This window comes from Kribbella sp. CA-245084 (assembly GCF_050942355.1).
GTDB lineage: Bacteria > Actinomycetota > Actinomycetes > Propionibacteriales > Kribbellaceae > Kribbella.
In genome coordinates this window covers 7,216,032-7,230,786 of sequence record NZ_CP192053.1, presented here as the reverse complement: position 1 = coordinate 7,230,786, position 14,755 = coordinate 7,216,032, and the positions used below count along the sequence as shown (strand labels likewise).

The 14,755-nt window shown below is 68.0% G+C and carries 12 protein-coding genes; 2 read left to right on the top strand and 10 right to left on the bottom strand.

Translation table 11 applies throughout. The annotated features are described in order from the left end of the window. Positions 1–193 precede the first annotated feature (193 nt). The gene (locus ACQPYH_RS34270; protein WP_432879996.1) at positions 194–1,792 is read right to left on the bottom strand and encodes a beta-N-acetylhexosaminidase; all 1,599 of its coding nucleotides are present in this window, start codon (positions 1,790–1,792) and stop codon (positions 194–196) included. Between the two features lie 137 nt (positions 1,793–1,929). On the opposite strand from ACQPYH_RS34270, the gene ACQPYH_RS34265 reads away from it, so the two are divergent. Beyond that, complete coding sequence (locus tag ACQPYH_RS34265; protein WP_432879994.1) at positions 1,930–3,486, top strand: alpha/beta fold hydrolase; 1,557 nt, start codon at positions 1,930–1,932, stop codon at positions 3,484–3,486. Here the strand turns inward: ACQPYH_RS34265 and ACQPYH_RS34260 are convergent, their stop codons facing one another. Beyond that, positions 3,487–4,056 carry an OsmC family protein gene (locus tag ACQPYH_RS34260; RefSeq protein ID WP_432879991.1) on the bottom strand — a complete coding sequence of 190 codons (570 nt, stop codon included), beginning with the start codon at positions 4,054–4,056 and terminating at the stop codon, positions 3,487–3,489. Positions 4,057–4,069: 13 nt separating this feature from the next. After that, positions 4,070–5,239: an NAD(P)/FAD-dependent oxidoreductase gene (locus ACQPYH_RS34255; RefSeq protein WP_432879989.1), complete on the bottom strand. Its 1,170-nt coding sequence runs from the start codon at positions 5,237–5,239 to the stop codon at positions 4,070–4,072. A 183-nt stretch (positions 5,240–5,422) separates the two neighbouring features. Here ACQPYH_RS34255 and ACQPYH_RS34250 point away from each other — a divergent pair, with 183 nt between their 5' ends. Further along, positions 5,423–6,310: an alpha/beta fold hydrolase gene (locus ACQPYH_RS34250; RefSeq protein ID WP_432879986.1), complete on the top strand. Its 888-nt coding sequence runs from the start codon at positions 5,423–5,425 to the stop codon at positions 6,308–6,310. Here ACQPYH_RS34250 and ACQPYH_RS34245 read toward each other — a convergent pair. The 7 genes from ACQPYH_RS34245 to ACQPYH_RS34215 all read right to left on the bottom strand — a co-directional run bounded on the left by ACQPYH_RS34245 (position 6,276) and on the right by ACQPYH_RS34215 (position 14,660). Continuing rightward, positions 6,276–7,673: a GH1 family beta-glucosidase gene (locus tag ACQPYH_RS34245; protein ID WP_432879983.1), complete on the bottom strand. Its 1,398-nt coding sequence runs from the start codon at positions 7,671–7,673 to the stop codon at positions 6,276–6,278. The genes ACQPYH_RS34250 and ACQPYH_RS34245 overlap by 35 nt on opposite strands. A gap of 10 nt (positions 7,674–7,683) precedes the next feature. Then, the gene (locus ACQPYH_RS34240; RefSeq protein ID WP_432879980.1) at positions 7,684–8,688 is read right to left on the bottom strand and encodes an ABC transporter ATP-binding protein; all 1,005 of its coding nucleotides are present in this window, start codon (positions 8,686–8,688) and stop codon (positions 7,684–7,686) included. Then, entirely contained in the window at positions 8,685–9,719 is a 1,035-nt protein-coding gene (locus tag ACQPYH_RS34235; protein WP_432879977.1) for an ABC transporter permease, read from the bottom strand. The genes ACQPYH_RS34240 and ACQPYH_RS34235 overlap by 4 nt, the downstream gene beginning before the upstream one ends. 1 nt (position 9,720) lies before the next feature. Further along, positions 9,721–10,701 (bottom strand): ABC transporter permease, encoded by a 981-nt coding sequence (locus tag ACQPYH_RS34230; RefSeq protein WP_432879974.1) that lies wholly within the window; start codon positions 10,699–10,701, stop codon positions 9,721–9,723. Next, positions 10,698–11,711 carry an ABC transporter ATP-binding protein gene (locus tag ACQPYH_RS34225; protein ID WP_432879972.1) on the bottom strand — a complete coding sequence of 338 codons (1,014 nt, stop codon included), beginning with the start codon at positions 11,709–11,711 and terminating at the stop codon, positions 10,698–10,700. Before ACQPYH_RS34225 ends, ACQPYH_RS34230 begins: the two co-directional genes overlap by 4 nt. Before the next feature lie 57 nt (positions 11,712–11,768). Further along, positions 11,769–13,451 carry an ABC transporter substrate-binding protein gene (locus ACQPYH_RS34220; RefSeq protein ID WP_432879971.1) on the bottom strand — a complete coding sequence of 561 codons (1,683 nt, stop codon included), beginning with the start codon at positions 13,449–13,451 and terminating at the stop codon, positions 11,769–11,771. Positions 13,452–13,616: 165 nt separating this feature from the next. Then, on the bottom strand, positions 13,617–14,660 hold the full coding sequence (locus tag ACQPYH_RS34215) for a LacI family DNA-binding transcriptional regulator (protein WP_432879969.1): 1,044 nt from the start codon (positions 14,658–14,660) through the stop codon (positions 13,617–13,619). Positions 14,661–14,755 lie beyond the last annotated feature (95 nt).

Sequence of the window (14,755 nt, the reverse complement as noted above, 5' to 3'; positions counted from 1 at the left end):
GCCGCACCCGGTCCTGGGCAGCCGATTGTGATGGCCTGCAGATCCGGCACCTGCGGGCGCGGACTCACGCCGGACCTGTACCACTCGCCAAAGCCCGAGGGACCCGCCGGCCCACGCCTGGCGCCGAGTCGGCGCCGGCCCTCCGCTGGGGTTGGTGAGTGCTGCAGGTCCGCAGCGGCCCGGGCTGCGGGAGCTAGGTCCAGTCGACCTCGGTGGACTGAAGCCAGGTCCAGGTGCGGTTGCGCCAGCTCGCGGACTGGCGGCCGAGGCGGTTCGCGTAGTCGGTCCACTCGGTGCCAGGCCGGGCCCACGCCTTTTCGGCGGCGCCGGGGAGGCGGGGGAGGAGCATGAGTTCGAGGTCCGCGGAGGTGACGATCGACTCGCACCAGATGGCGGCCTCGACGCCGGCTACCTGGTCGGCGGAGTCGATGCCGGGGATGCTGTCGACCGGGTCCCACGAGACGCCGTGCTCGATCGAGGCGGCGCCGTAGAACTCGAGACCGAGGTGCTTGCGCGCCTCCTCCTGGTCCGGGTCCGAGGACGCGTCGGCGTGCGGGCGGTCGAAGTACAGCCAGGTGACCGGCGAGACGATCAGCTTGGTGCCCTGCTCGAGCGCCTTCGGGGCGTCGTACTTCGCCTTGCGCAGGCCCTCGACCAGGATCGGCAGGAGGTCCTCGGGCGGCGTCGGCAGGTCGGGGTTCTGCACCATCGAGTCGACGTCGAGATCCAGCCAGTACTGCACGACATCCGCGGAGTCGAGGTCGGCGCGAGCGATCTCCTGCCAGCCGACGACCTTCTTCCCACGCGCGCGGACGAGCGCGGCCGCCTTCTCGACGAAAGCCACGTGGTCCTCATCGGCCATGCCCCAGGTCTCGTCTCCGCCGATGTGCACGTACGCGCTCTGCGGAAACTGCGGGATCACGGCATCCAGCACCTCCCCGACGAACGTCCACGTCTCGTCGCGGCCGGGGTCGAGCGTGTTCAGCTGCAGACTGTCGCCGTTGCCCAGGTCGACGCTGCGGATCTCGTCCGGCCCGAGCGACGGGTACGCCTTGAACACCGCGGACGTGTGACCAGGCATGTCGATCTCGGGTACGACGGTCACGTACCGATCGGCCGCATACGCGACGAGCTCGGCCAACTCCGCCTGCGTGTAGTAGCCGCCCGGCCGATCACCGATCGCGCCGATCGAGCCCACCTCGGTCAGCAGCGGCCGAGAAGGTACCTCAACGCGCCACCCCTGGTCGTCCGTGAGGTGCAGGTGGAGCACGTTCAGCTTGTACAGCGCGAGCATGTCGATCACCCGCCGTACCTCATCCGGCCGGTGAAAGGTCCGAACTACATCAAGCGACAACCCACGCCACGCGAACCTGGGCCCGTCGACGACGCGGGCGGCCGGCAACACCGCCGTACCGTCTGCGGCGGCAGTCGAGATGAGCTGGCGGAGCGAGGTGAGCCCACGGTGCACCGCCTCCGCCGTCGGGCCCCAGACCAACACGCCTTCGCTGGTGATCTCGAGCCCGTAGCGTTCGTCGGCGCTCGCGTTGCCGTCGGCCCGAAGACCCGCGGCGGGGGCCAGGCCGTCGATGCCGTCGCTGTCGATCAGCACGGTGATGCCGGCCGATCCGGGGGACAGCGCGATACCGGCGTCGACCTGGACGTCGGCGACGAAGCGCTCGGCGAGCCCGGCGAGCTCAGGAGACTGGACGACGACGCCCAGACCGTCGGTCACGACGAAGGTGCCGTCGTGGGTGGTCGTCGTCGCGGGTGCCGGGATGAGCGGGAGGTTCATGAGACTCCTGACGGATGCGGGGTCAGGCGGATGTGTGTCCGCAGCGTACTTCGCGGCGCCGGCGGATTCTTTGCGGCCTTCACGCCGGCATCGCTCGACCGGGTGACGCAGGAAGGCAGACCCGTCATAGTCGATGTGTGGTGCTCGCGTTCGGCGGCGACCTGGAGTTCGACCCGGCCTTGTTCGAGGTACGCCGGGGCGGTGTTCCGGTGCCGCTGGAGCCGCAGGCCTTCGACGTGCTGGCCTATCTCGTCTCGCACCGTGATCGGGTGGTGTCGAAAGCGGAACTGATGGACGGGGTGTGGGGCAGCCGTTTCGTCAGCGAGACGGCCGTCACCAGCCGGATCAAGCAGGTCCGGCGGGCGCTCGGCGACGACGGCCACAGTCAGCGGATGATCCGGACCCAGCACGGCCGGGGCTACCGGTTCGTCGCGCCGGTCGAGGCGCAGCCGGTACTCGGGGCGGGCGAGCCGATCCGCTACACCGTCAGCGACGGCCTGCACATCGCCTACCAGGTGACCGGTGGCGGCGAGCTCGACATCGTGCTGATCTCGGGGTTCGTGTCCCATCTCGAGCTGGACTGGGCCGACCCGCGGCACGCCCACTTCCTGGATCGGCTCGGGTCGTACGGCCGGTTGATCCGGTTCGACAAACGGGGCACGGGGATGTCGGACCGGCCGACCGGTATCCCGGACATCGAGACGCGGATGCACGACGTCCTGGCCGTGATGGATGCCGTCGGTTCGGAGCGGGCGGTGCTCGTCGGGTACTCCGAAGGCGGGCCGATGGCGATCCTGTGCGCGGCGGCCCATCCCGAACGGGTCGCCGGGCTCGTGCTGTACGGGACGTACGCCAAGCGAATCTGGTCGGAGGACTATCCCTGGGCGCTGAAACGGGAGTACTGGCAGGCCTACACCGAGGAGCTCGTCGGTGGCTGGGACTGGGAGGCGGACATGCTGATGCGCTGCCCTTCCGCCGACGAGCAGATGCAGCAGTGGTGGGGGCGACGCATGCGCGCCGCGGCGACGCCGTCGACCGTACGGGCGTTGATGGACATGAACGCGCTGGTAGACGTCCGGGACGCGCTGCCCGCGGTGCGGGTCCCGACGCTGGTGCTCCAGCGGCTCGGGGACGCGCTCGTCGATCCCGAGGGCGCCCGGTTCCTCGCGGACCGCATTCCCGGCGCCCGGCTGGAGTTCATCGAGGGCGAGGACCACTTCGTCTCCGGCGATCCCGATCAGATCCTCGATGCGATCGAGCCGTTCCTGCGCGGGCTGCCTGGACCCGAGCATCGCCCGTCGGCGCTTGCCGCCGTGGCGGTGCCGGCCGGGCCAGGAGCCGACGACGTGGCGGCAGGGCTGGTCGCGGCCGGTGGTCGTCCGTGCTCGGGTCCGGCCGGCCGGGTGGTGGTGCTGTTCGACGGACCCGCGACGGCCGTTCGCGCCGGACTGGCTCAGCTTCGGGGAGCCGCCCGACTCGGTGTGACCATCGCCGAGGTGCCGCGCGATGAAACCGAGCTCGACGCGTACGGCGTACTGACCGCGATCGCACTGGCCGACCAGGCGGCGCCGGGCTCGTTGTGGCTGACGTCGGCGGTGCGCGACCTGCTCGCCAGCTCCGGTGTCGTGACCGAGCTCGCCGGCGAGCAGGTGGTTGGCGGCGTGGAGCCGCAAGCGGTGTTCCGCGCGCTGTGATCAGGCGGTCGCCACGTCGATCGACACCGGGACGCCGTGGGTGATCACGTCGTACACGGCCGAGCGGTTCCTCGACTGCTCGACCAGGCCCTTCAGCTTCTCCGCCTCGGCGTCGCCCTTGACGTGGAAGACGACCCGGATCGCTTCGTACCCGTTGCGGACGTCCGGGTCGAGGCCGAGGATGCCGAGCAGGTTGATGTCACCTTCGACGGTCGAGGTGACTTCCTCGAGATCGATGCCCCGGGCCGCGGCGATGTTCGCGAGACCGCTGGTGAGGCAGGCGGCCAGCGCGTGCAGCAGGTGCTCGGCCGGCGTCGGGCCGTTGTCGCCACCGACCAGTACCGGCGGGTGGTCGGCGTCGAAGGTGAAGTCCGCCGGACGGGTGTTCTCCTGTCCCGCGCCGTAGAACGCGTTGATCGTGCCGCGGTTGTGCGTGCCGCTGATCCACCGGTTCGTGGCGCGGAACTGGAACCGGGCGATCTCCGGCTGCGCCTTGACGGCGTCGAGGGTCGCGAACAACGTGGCGGTGTCGACCCCGTTGCGATGGCTGTCGGTCGTGGTTGCGGTCATGATGCTCTTCCTTTCAGGCAGCAAGGTTTGCTCTGGGGCCGGGAAATCCGGCGAGCTGCTCGGCCTCGCGCTCGAGTGCGTCGCTCAGCTGGAGCTGGAGTTCGACGAAGCGCGCCGGTGGTGGAAAGGCGGTCAGCGCACGCGTCAGGTCGAATACCTCGCGCCCCATCGCGTCACGGCTTTCCTGGTACGACGTCAGTGCGGCCGGCTCACTCGTCGGCTCACGGAGACTCCGGTCGATCGCGGTCGCCAGCAGTTCCGCGTCCCGGAACGCGTCGGTGATGCCGTGACCGGTGATCGGGTCCCGGTGGTACCCGGCGTCACCGACGAGCGCCCATCCCGGGCCGTACGCCTGGCGACGGTAGTTCGGCAGATTCGCCGTACCGCGCAGCCGCGCGGTGATGCGGCCGGCGCGCACCCGGCGACCGAGGTCGGGGACCAGGAGCTCCAGCTGTTCGACGAAGACTGTCGCGCGCTCGGCGCCCGCGGTCCGGATCGGTTCCAGCAGCGGAGTCGGGCGGATCAACCAGACACACGCCTCGCCGTCGTTGGTCGGGAAGACCCCGGCGAAGGCGTCGGATGCGATGTGGAACTCATACGTGTCCGGGCGGAGACCGGTCACATACGTGTAGAAGACTGCACAGGGCGAGGTGAACCGCTCCAGCATCTCCGCACCGAGGAAGCCGGCCATGCGTGACCCGCGGCCGTCTGCGCCGACGACCATCCGGGCGAGCAGCTCAATGTAATCGCCCTTCGTGGTAAGGCCGGCGATTCCGTTGACTCTTCCGTCGTCTGTCCGCAGCACACCGGTCGCGGTCACACCGGTCCGGAGTCGCGCGCCGGCTTCCCCCGCGGCGTCGGCGAGCAGGCTGTCGAGCACCCGGCGTCGCGGTGCGACCAGCAGGTCCACACCGGCGCGCTGCTTGATTCGCCGTACCTTCGGATCGCCCTCGATGTCGAACAGGACCTGTGTGATCGGCGGCGCGCCACTGCCCAGGACGCGATCGAGCAGCCCCCACCGGGAGAGTTGGACGACGCCTCCGCGGATCAGACCGTGCGTCGACAGCGTGTCGCTCGGCAGCCGCGTCCTGTCGACCATGAGGACGTCGTGGCCCATCCCGGCCAGCAGTCTCCCGGTCGCCGCCCCGGCACACCGTGCCCCCACCACCACGACGTCGTACATTTCGCCCCCATCTCAGTTCTGATGGGACGACTCTGCGCGCGACGGTGGTCAATGACTTGGAGACGGCATGGAGGACGGGTGGAGGCGCGATCTCCACGATTTCTCCACAGTCCCCGCTGAACTGGTTAGCGTAGTCGTAGGGTCATGCGGAGGTTGTCCATTCGGGACCGGCGAGGTAGCAATTTGACTGGATCAGAACGCATCGTGCTCGCGGACCAGCGCGTCGTCGAGACGTGGGAGGGCGGCGAGCCGGCCGGTACGCCGGTGGTCTTCCAGCCTGGGACCCCGTCCGGGCGGTTGCAGGGGGTGTTGGGGGATGCGGCTGCCAAGCGGTGCGGCGTTCGGTTGATCTCGGTCAGTCGGCCTGGGTACGGCGGGTCGACGTACGCGTCACCGAGTTTGGCGTCGGTTGGCCACGACACGCTGCTCGTCGCCGATGAGCTTGGCGTTGGTGAGTTCGCCGTACTCGGTGCTTCGGGTGGTGGGCCGTACGCGATCGCCACCGGGCTCGCGGATCCGCAACGCGTGACGGCGGTCGGGCTTGCGGGTGGGGTCGGGCCGTGGCGGTCGATCGATCCGGCAGATCCGAATGACCCGGACCTGCCGCTGCTCGCGTTGGTGGACGCGGGTGATGTCGCCGGCGCGCTGGACGGCTTCCGGCGACAAGGCGCGCAGGCCTTCGACGGGATGCTGGCGCTCGACGACACCGCGATGGTCGACACGTTCTTCGAGGGAGCGCCCGGCGAGGACCTCGGCTGGCTGGATGCGGAGGCGCGCGTGGTGTGGGCGGCCGATGCACGCGAGGCGCTGGCGTCGTACGACGGTTATGCGCGTGACAACGTGGCGTGGGGAGGTGCGTGGGATGTGGATCCCACGCACCTCACCGTCCCGACCTGGTTGTGGTACGGCGACACCGACCGGATGGTGCCGCCCTCACATGCTCGTTGGTTCTCCCAACGGATCCCGAACGCGACGCTGATCCTCCGCCCCGGCGAGGGTCACGGCCGCACACTGTTCACCCACTGGGACGAGATGTTCAGCGCGCTCGGTGCTGGGCCGCCAGCTCCTTGAGGTAGGCTGCGCTGGCCTTCGGGGTGCGTTGCTGGGTTTCGTAGTCGACGCGGACGATGCCGAAGCGTTTGACGTAGCCGTAGGCCCATTCGAAGTTGTCCATCAGGGACCAGGCGAGGTAGCCGCGGATGTCGGCGCCCTGCTGGATGGCGTTGGCTACGGCGGTGAGGTGGGAGGTGAAGTACGCCGTACGGTCGGTGTCGTCGACGAAGCCGTTGGCGTCGGGGACGTCCTCGAAGGCGGACCCGTTCTCGGTGATGACCATCGGGAGACCGGGGTAGTCGCGGGCGATGCTCACCAGCAGGTCCGTGAAGCCCTCCGGCACGATCTCCCAATCCATCGCAGTGCGCGGCTTGCCGAGCGGTACGTCGCGACTGACCGGCAGACCGTTTGCGTCGACAGTGCTGCCGTCCTCGGCGTACCCGGTGAACTTCTGGCTGAAGTAGTAGTTCACCCCGAGCACATCGATCGGCGCCGAGATGATCTCCAGATCGCCTTCGACAACAGGCAACGACACACCCTCACGCGCGAGATCAGCGACGACGTCGGCCGGATAGTGACCGTGGACCAGAGGATCGAGATAGATCCGCCGCCCCATCCCGTCCGCACGCCGCGCCGCGTCGACGTCCGGCTCCGCATCCGAGGCCGGGTACGCCGTCGCCACGTTCAGCGTGATGCCGATGTCCAACTTGCGCGGCGCCGCCGCCCGCATCTGGGAAGTCGCGAGCCCATGACCGAGCAGCAGATGGTGTACGGCGGCGATCGCGGCCGGGTACTCGCGCCGTCCCGGAGCATGGGCCCCGTACGCGTACCCGAGCATCGCCGAGCACCACGGCTCGTTCAGCGTGGTCCAGGTGTCGACCCGGTCCTTCAACGCGTCGAACACCAGCATCGAGTACTCCGCGAACCGGTACGCCGTGTCGCGTACCGGCCAGCCGCCCGCGTCCTCGAGCTCCTGCGGCAGGTCCCAGTGGTACAGCGTCACCCACGGGTCGATGCCCTGGGCAAGCAGCTCGTCGACCAGCCGGTCGTAGAAACCGAGACCGGCCGGGTTCACCGGACCCTTGCCGCGCGGCTGCACCCGCGGCCACGCGACCGAGAAGCGATACGTGTCGAACCCGAGATCCTTGATCAAGGCAACATCGGCCGGCATCCGGTGGTAGTGGTCGCAGGCAACATCTCCGGTGTCGCCGTTGTCGATCGCACCGGGCACCTGGCAGTACGTGTCCCAGATCGACGGCGTGCGGCCGTCCGCGGTGATCGCACCCTCGATCTGGTACGCCGATGTCGCGACGCCCCAGCGGAATCCGGACGGAAGTCCCGCGACCAGATCGGCCGCCCCCGAGACAGACGTTGTGCTCATATCAACCCTTCTAGACAACGGGAACGCGGCCAGGGAGCCAGCACGCGACGGATCGGGTGGGGTCGTTGCGTGCCGCCGGGACCCCGAGAACAGGAATCTCCGCGGAGCAGCGCTCGAAGGCCTGCGGACAGCGCGGATGGAACGAACACCCGGTAGGCATGCCACGAAGATCCGGTGGGGAGCCCGGGATCCCGGCGAGCTCCCGGCGTTCCCCGCGCAGGGCCGGGAACGACTTGAGCAGGCCTTCGCTGTACGGGTGCAGCGAGTCCTTGTAGAGGTCGACCGAGCGAGCCTGCTCGACGATGCGGCCGCCGTACATGATCGCGATCCGGTCGGAGAACTCGACCAGGAGGGACAGGTCGTGCGTGATGAAGAGGACCGAGAAGCCGAGGCGTTCCCGGAGCTCCACCAGTTGCGCGAGGATCTGGCGCTGCATCACCACGTCGAGCGCGGTGGTCGGCTCGTCCATGATCACGACCTGTGGTTCGAGGACGAGCGCCATCCCGATCATCACCCGCTGCCGCATGCCGCCGGACAGTTGATGCGGGTACGCGTCCATCCGGTCGGCCGAGATCCCGACGAGCTTGAGCATCTCCTGCGCCCGGGCGATCCGTGCCGAAGGAGGCAGTTGCGGCTCGTGCGCCCTGATCACGTCGATCATCTGGGTGGAGATCTTGTGCACGGGGTTGAGCGAGTTCATCGCGCCCTGGAACACGATCGACGTCTCGGCCCAGCGGAACTTCCGCAGTTCCGCGTCGGTCAGCGCCATCACGTCGTACGAGTCACCGGTCGGCGGATGGTAGACCACCGAGCCGCCGCTGATCACGCCGGGCGGCGGCAGCAGGCGCGTCACGCCGTACGCCAAAGTCGACTTACCGCTACCGCTCTCGCCGGCCAGCCCGAGTACTTCGCCGCGGTGCAGCGTCAGCGTGACGTCGCGAACAGCCTGGACAGCTTCGGAGCCGAGGCCGTAGTCGACATGGAAGTTCTTGATCTCCAGCACCGGCGTCTTCACGCGACCTCCTCCTCAGCACGACGCTGTACGACGGGCGTCACTGGCTCACGCGATGACGACAGAACCGGCGTGAACCCGACCCGCATCCGCACCGAATGGCCGTCCTTCGTCTTCACCTTCGTGTGACCGCTCGAGCGCAACCGCGGGCTCACGAACTCGTCGATCCCGAAGTTGATCAGCGACAACGCCGTACCGAGGACCGCGATCGCGAGGCCGGCCGGGACGAACCACCACCAGGCGCCCTGGGCCAGTGCCTGTTGGGACTGCGCCCAGAACAGGATCGTGCCCCAGTTCCACTCGGAGATCGTCGAGATGCCGATGAACGCCAGCGTGATCTCGGACATGACCGCGAAGATCACGGTGCCGACGAAACCGGACGCGATGATCGCGGTCAGGTTCGGCATGATCTCGAACGTGATGAGCCGCCACGTGCTCTCACCCGTCGCCCGCGCGGCCTCCACGTAGTCCCGCCGTCGCAACGACAACGTCTGCGCGCGGAGCACTCGAGCACCCCAGGCCCATGACGTGAAGCCGATGACCAAGGCAACCATCAGGTCGCCCGCCGAAGGGATGGTCGAGGCAACGATGATGATCAGCGGCAGGGCCGGGATCACCAGGAAGACGTTCGACAACGCGGACAGACCGTCGTCCGCGGCGCCGCCGAGGAAGCCGGCGCTGACACCGATCAGGATCGACAACGCGGTCGCGACCAGGCCGGCCAGCAGGCCGACGAACATCACGCCGCGCGTGCCGACGAGCACCTGGCTGAAGATGTCCTGGCCGAGGTGCGTCGTACCGAACCAGTGTTTGCCGGACGGCGGCTGGATGAGGTCACTGCTGCGAGCCGACGGATCGTACGGCGCGACCCACGGGCCGATGATCGCGATCAGACAGAAGAACGCGAGCACGACCAGGCCGGTGGCCGCCTTCGGGTTGGCGATGAACCGCAGCCGGCGGCGCTTGGCAGGTGCAGCCGCGACTTCCGGCCCTTCCGGGGTGACCGCGGTGATGGTGCTGGTTGGTGCGGACACGTCAGCCCTCCTTCCGGGTACGCGGGTCGAGAAGCAGGTACGCGACATCGGCCAGCAGGTTGGCCACCAGGACCGACAGCGTGATGACCAGGAAGACCCCCTGCATCAGCGGATAGTCCTTGGCGCCGACCGCCTGGAACAGGTTGTAGCCGATGCCTGGGTAGGAGAAGACGATCTCGACCAGCAGCGTGCCGCCGACGATGAAGCCGAGCGACAGCGCGAAGCCGGAGACGTTCGGCAGCAGGGCGTTGCGGGCGGCGTAGCTGACCATCACCCGGCGCTCGGACAGACCCTTCGCATGCGCGACGGTGATGTAGTCCTCCGACGCCACCGTCACCATCATGTTCCGCATGGTCAGGATCCAGCCGCTGACCGACGAGATCAGGATCGTGAGCGCCGGCAGCAGACTGTGCTGTACGGCGCTACCGATGAACTCGGCGTTCCACGAAGGCACCAGTCCGGGCTCATAGCCTCCGGACGACGGGAAGAAGCTGCCGGGACCGGCCAGTAGCGTGATCGCCAGCAGACCGAGCCAGAAGTACGGGATCGACGACAGGAACGTTGTCACTGGCAACAATCCGTCCATGATCGATCCGCGCCGCCAGCCGGCGACCACGCCGAGCGACGTACCGATCATGAAGCTGGCGAACGTCGTGATGCCGACGAGCGCGATCGTCCAGGGCAGGCTCTGCTTGAGGATGTCCGCGACCGGGGTCGGGAAGAACGTGAACGACAATCCGAGGTCGCCGTGGAACACCTGGCCCCAGTAGTCGACGTACTGACTCCACAGCGACGCGTTCTTGTCGAGGCCGAACAGCACGTACAGCGAGTTGATCGCGTCGGTGCTCATCTGGCCCTGGTACTTGTTGATCAGCGAGGTGACCGGGTCGCCGGGGATCAGCCGGGGGATGAAGAAGTTGATGGTGAGCGCGGCCCACGCGGTGAAGACGTAGAACGCGATCCGTTGCAGGAGGAACTTCATCGAGCAGCCCCTTCTTCGTAGAGCCAGCACGCGGCCCAATGACCTTGTGCGGGCAGTTCGAAGCGGGGCGGCAGCTCGGTCGAGCACTTCGGCATCGCGTGCACGCAGCGCGGGTGGAACCGGCAGCCCGTCGGCGGTGCGATCAGGCTGGGCGGTTCGCCGCCGGCCTGGTCCTCCGGCGTACTGAGCTCACCGAGCCGGTCGGGGTCGGGCGCGCTGTCGATCAGGAGCTGCGTGTACGGGTGGGCCGGGTTCTGCGTGACGGTCTCCGATTCGCCGCCCTCGACCAGGCGACCGGCGTACATCACCAAGGTCTCGTCGGCGAAGTAGCGTGCCGAGGCGATGTCGTGGGTGATGTAGAGGATGGCGAGGTTGAGCCGCTCCTTCAGGTCGCGCAGCAGGTTGAGTACGCCGAGGCGGATCGACACGTCGAGCATCGAGACGGGCTCGTCCGCGAGCAGCGCCTCGGGATCGGCGCCGAGCGCGCGGGCGATCGAAACCCGTTGCCGTTGGCCACCGGACAGCTCGTGCGGGAACTTGTCGAGGTAGCGCTCGGGCGGCGTGAGTTGGACGCGCTCCAGCAGGTCGCGGAGGTTCTGCTCGAGCTCACCCGCGCGGCCGTGGATCTTGAGCGAGCGGGTCAGGTGGTACCGCACGGTGTGCGTCGGGTTCAGCGAGGCGAACGGGTCCTGGAAGATCATCTGCACGCGGCGCGCGTACGCGCGGAACTTGCGGCCGCCGTGCACCGTGACCGACTCGCCGTGCAGGCGGATGTCACCGGCCGTACGCCCGTACAGCTGGGCCATCAGCCGTGCGACCGTCGACTTGCCCGATCCGGACTCGCCGACCAGCGCGGTCACCCGGCCCCGGCGCAGCGTGAGCTTGATGTCGTCGACCGCGTGCACGACCTTGTGCTCGCGGGACAGCAGATCGCGGACGCCGCGTCGTACCGGGAAGTGCTTGGTGAGGCCCTCGGCCTCCAGAACGACCTCGGTCTCGGTGACCGTCATAAGTCTCCCCTCATGGCGACCGCGGCGCCGGCCGAAGCCGGCGCCGCGGTCGGTGAGTCACTGGCTGCCGGCGGGCTTCAGGTTGAGGATGATCTGCAGAGCGTTCTGCTGGGTCGGCTGCGCCGGCCCGTACTGGTTCTGCTCATCGGGCCAGCCGACCCAGTTCTTCGTGCTGTAGAGACCGCCGACGTTGGACGCCGAGGTGGGGATGATCGGCATCTGCTCGACCATGATCTTCTGCAGCGTGTTCAGCGCGGCCGTGCGCGTCGCGTCGTCCGCGGCATTGGCGTACTGGTCCAGCGCCTTGGTCGCCTCCGGGCTGTTGAACCGGCCGTAGTTGCCGCTCACGCCGCCCTTGCCGACCGGCTTCAGGATCTTGCCGTCCATGATGTTCTGGTAGATGTCGAACGGCGTCGCGCCGCCGTTGGTCCAGTGCATCGCGGCGTCGAAGTTGCCGGTGTCGATGTTCTTGAACCAGGCGTCCTGGTTGGCCTTGTCGATGCTGGCCTTGATGCCGATCGTGGACAGGTTGTCCTTGATGATCTCCAGGTCGGTCTGGTAGTCGGACCAGCCGGCCGGGTCGGTCAGCGTCAGGGTCACCGGCTTGCCGGTCGGGTCCTTCAGCACGTCGCCCTCGAGCTTGAAGCCTGCGTCGGTGAGCTCCTTCTTCGCGCCGTCGACGTCGACCGCGTGCTTCTTGTCCTTGTACTCCGGGGCGATGAACGAGTCACCGGCCGGGGTCGGGATACCGGTGACGGACTCGACCTTCGGGTAGAAGTACCCGGCCTCACCCTGCTGGAAGATGTCGTCGCGGTTGATCACCAGGTTCATCGCGCGGCGCAGCGCCGGGTTGTCGAACGGCTTCTTGGTGGTGTTGATCCACAGACCGTGGATACCGAGGTTCGCCGGGAACCACAGCTTGTGGTTCTTCGGGTCCTTGTCCTGGTAGACGGCCTTCACGTTCGGGACGAAGACGAAGCTCCACTCCGACGAGCCGTTGGCCAGCGCGGTGGTCTGCGCGTTGTTGTCGTTGTACGACGTGTACCGCAGCTCCTTGACCTTCGGGAGGTCCTGCCAGTACGAGTCCCGCAGCGTCAGCGTGGTGGTCTGCGGCGTGAACGACTTGACCGTGTACGGGCCGGTGCCGATCGGGTTCTTCAGCGTGTCCTGGGTCGGGTCCTTGAGCGTCGACCACTGGTGCTTCGGGACCACGAACACGGTTAGGATCTTGTTCTGGTTGGTGAACTGCGACCGGGTGAAGGTCAGGTCCACCTTGTTGCCGGAGGCGGTGATCGTGCCGTAGGGGATCGCGTCGGTGTTCAGCGCCTCGTTGTCCTTGCGGAGCTGGAACGAGTACGCGACGTCGTCGGCGGTCATCGGCTGGCCGTCGGAGAACTTCACGCCGTCCCGGATGGTCAGCGAGAGCTTGGTGAAGTTGGCGTCCCATTTCCACTCGGTCGCCAGCCACGGCTTGCCCGGCTCGGCCGGCTTGATCCCGTTGATCATCACCAGCGGCTCGAAGATCATCCAGCGGTAGCCCAAGGAGGCGCCGGCGGAGGAGCCGAGGAACGGGTTGTGGTTCTCGGTCTGCGGCCCGTTCGGCATACCGATGTTCAGCACGGTCGCGCCACTGCTCGACCCGCTGCTTTCGGTCTTCCCGTCCCCGTTACTGCAGGCAGCCAGGGTGGCTGCCGCGAGCAAGCCCGTGAGGGCCAGCGCGACGGTACGTCGTGCTCGCATCGGTTCCTCCTGTGTATCTGTTGGCGGATGCTCACGCCTGAGCCGCGTGAGCAGGTGCATCGTGGCGTGAGAACGCTCTCATGGGAAGAGCGGACGCCTTAACGGATAGATATCGGGGGAGTGCGCCGGCGGCGGAACAGGGGCAGCTGCCCCGCCGCCGGAGCCTTAGTGGGACCGGTGTTTCGGGGCGGGTCTGGTCCTCGAGGTGACCTTCGGGGCGGTTGAGCTGCGGACGATCAGCGTCGTCGGCAGCACTTGGGGTTCGTCCGGCAGCGGGGTGCCGCCGAAGTAGCCCATCAGCATCCGGGCCGCGGCCTGACCCATCTGGCGCATCGGCTGATGCACCGTGGTCAGCGGCGGCTCGGTGTGTTCGGCGTACGGGATGTCGTCGAACCCGACCACCGACACGTCGGTCGGCACGTTCCGCCCGGTCTCCCGGACGGCCTGGATGGCGCCGCCGGCGGACAGGTCGTTGTGCGCGAAGACCGCGTCGAAGTCGAGTCGTTCGTCGAGCGCGTACTGGACGCCGCGGCGCCCGCTCTCATGGGTGAAGTCGCCTTCGAACACGAGTCTCGGGTCGAGCTCGATCCCGGCGGCCGCGTAGGTGTCGCGGAAGCCGTCCAGGCGTTCGTGGGTACAGCCGAAGCGCTCGACGCCGGTGATCACCAGTGGCCGGCGGCGACCGAGCTCCAGCAGGTGCCGGGCGGCGGACTCGCCGCCGGCGTAGTTCGTGGTGGCAACGGACGGGAACTGCGGGCGCTTGTCGCGGTCGTCGATGAGGACCACCGGCAGACCACGCGCGTGGAGTTGCTCGATGAAGGTGAGCGTGCCTTCGGGCTCGATCACCAGCAGGCCGTCGAACGACTGCGACGAGACCTGGGAGGCGAACTGCTGCATGGATTCCGCACCCCGGTTGAAGGTGAACAGCAGCAGGCCGTACCCCTCGCTCTCGACCACGTCGACCGCGCCCTGCAGCACCTCGCCCATCCAGGGCCAGGTGAGCGACGGGACCAGCATTCCGACGATCCGGGTCCGGCCGCGGGCCAGGCCGACGGCGCGGGCGCTCGGTACGTACCCGAGCTCGTCGATCACCTGCCGGACCCGCTCGGCCGTCCGCAGGTCCAGCTCGCCCTTGCCGTTGAGGACACGCGACACGGTCGTCTTGCTGACACCGGCACGGGCCGCGACATCGGCGATGGTGATGGACACGCTGAATCTCCCCTCGGGCGGTCGGGGCTGCTGGGCGGTTTGCCGGTCGGAACCGGTTTCGGAAGCGGTTCCGTAGATCAAAGCCGAGAGCGCAA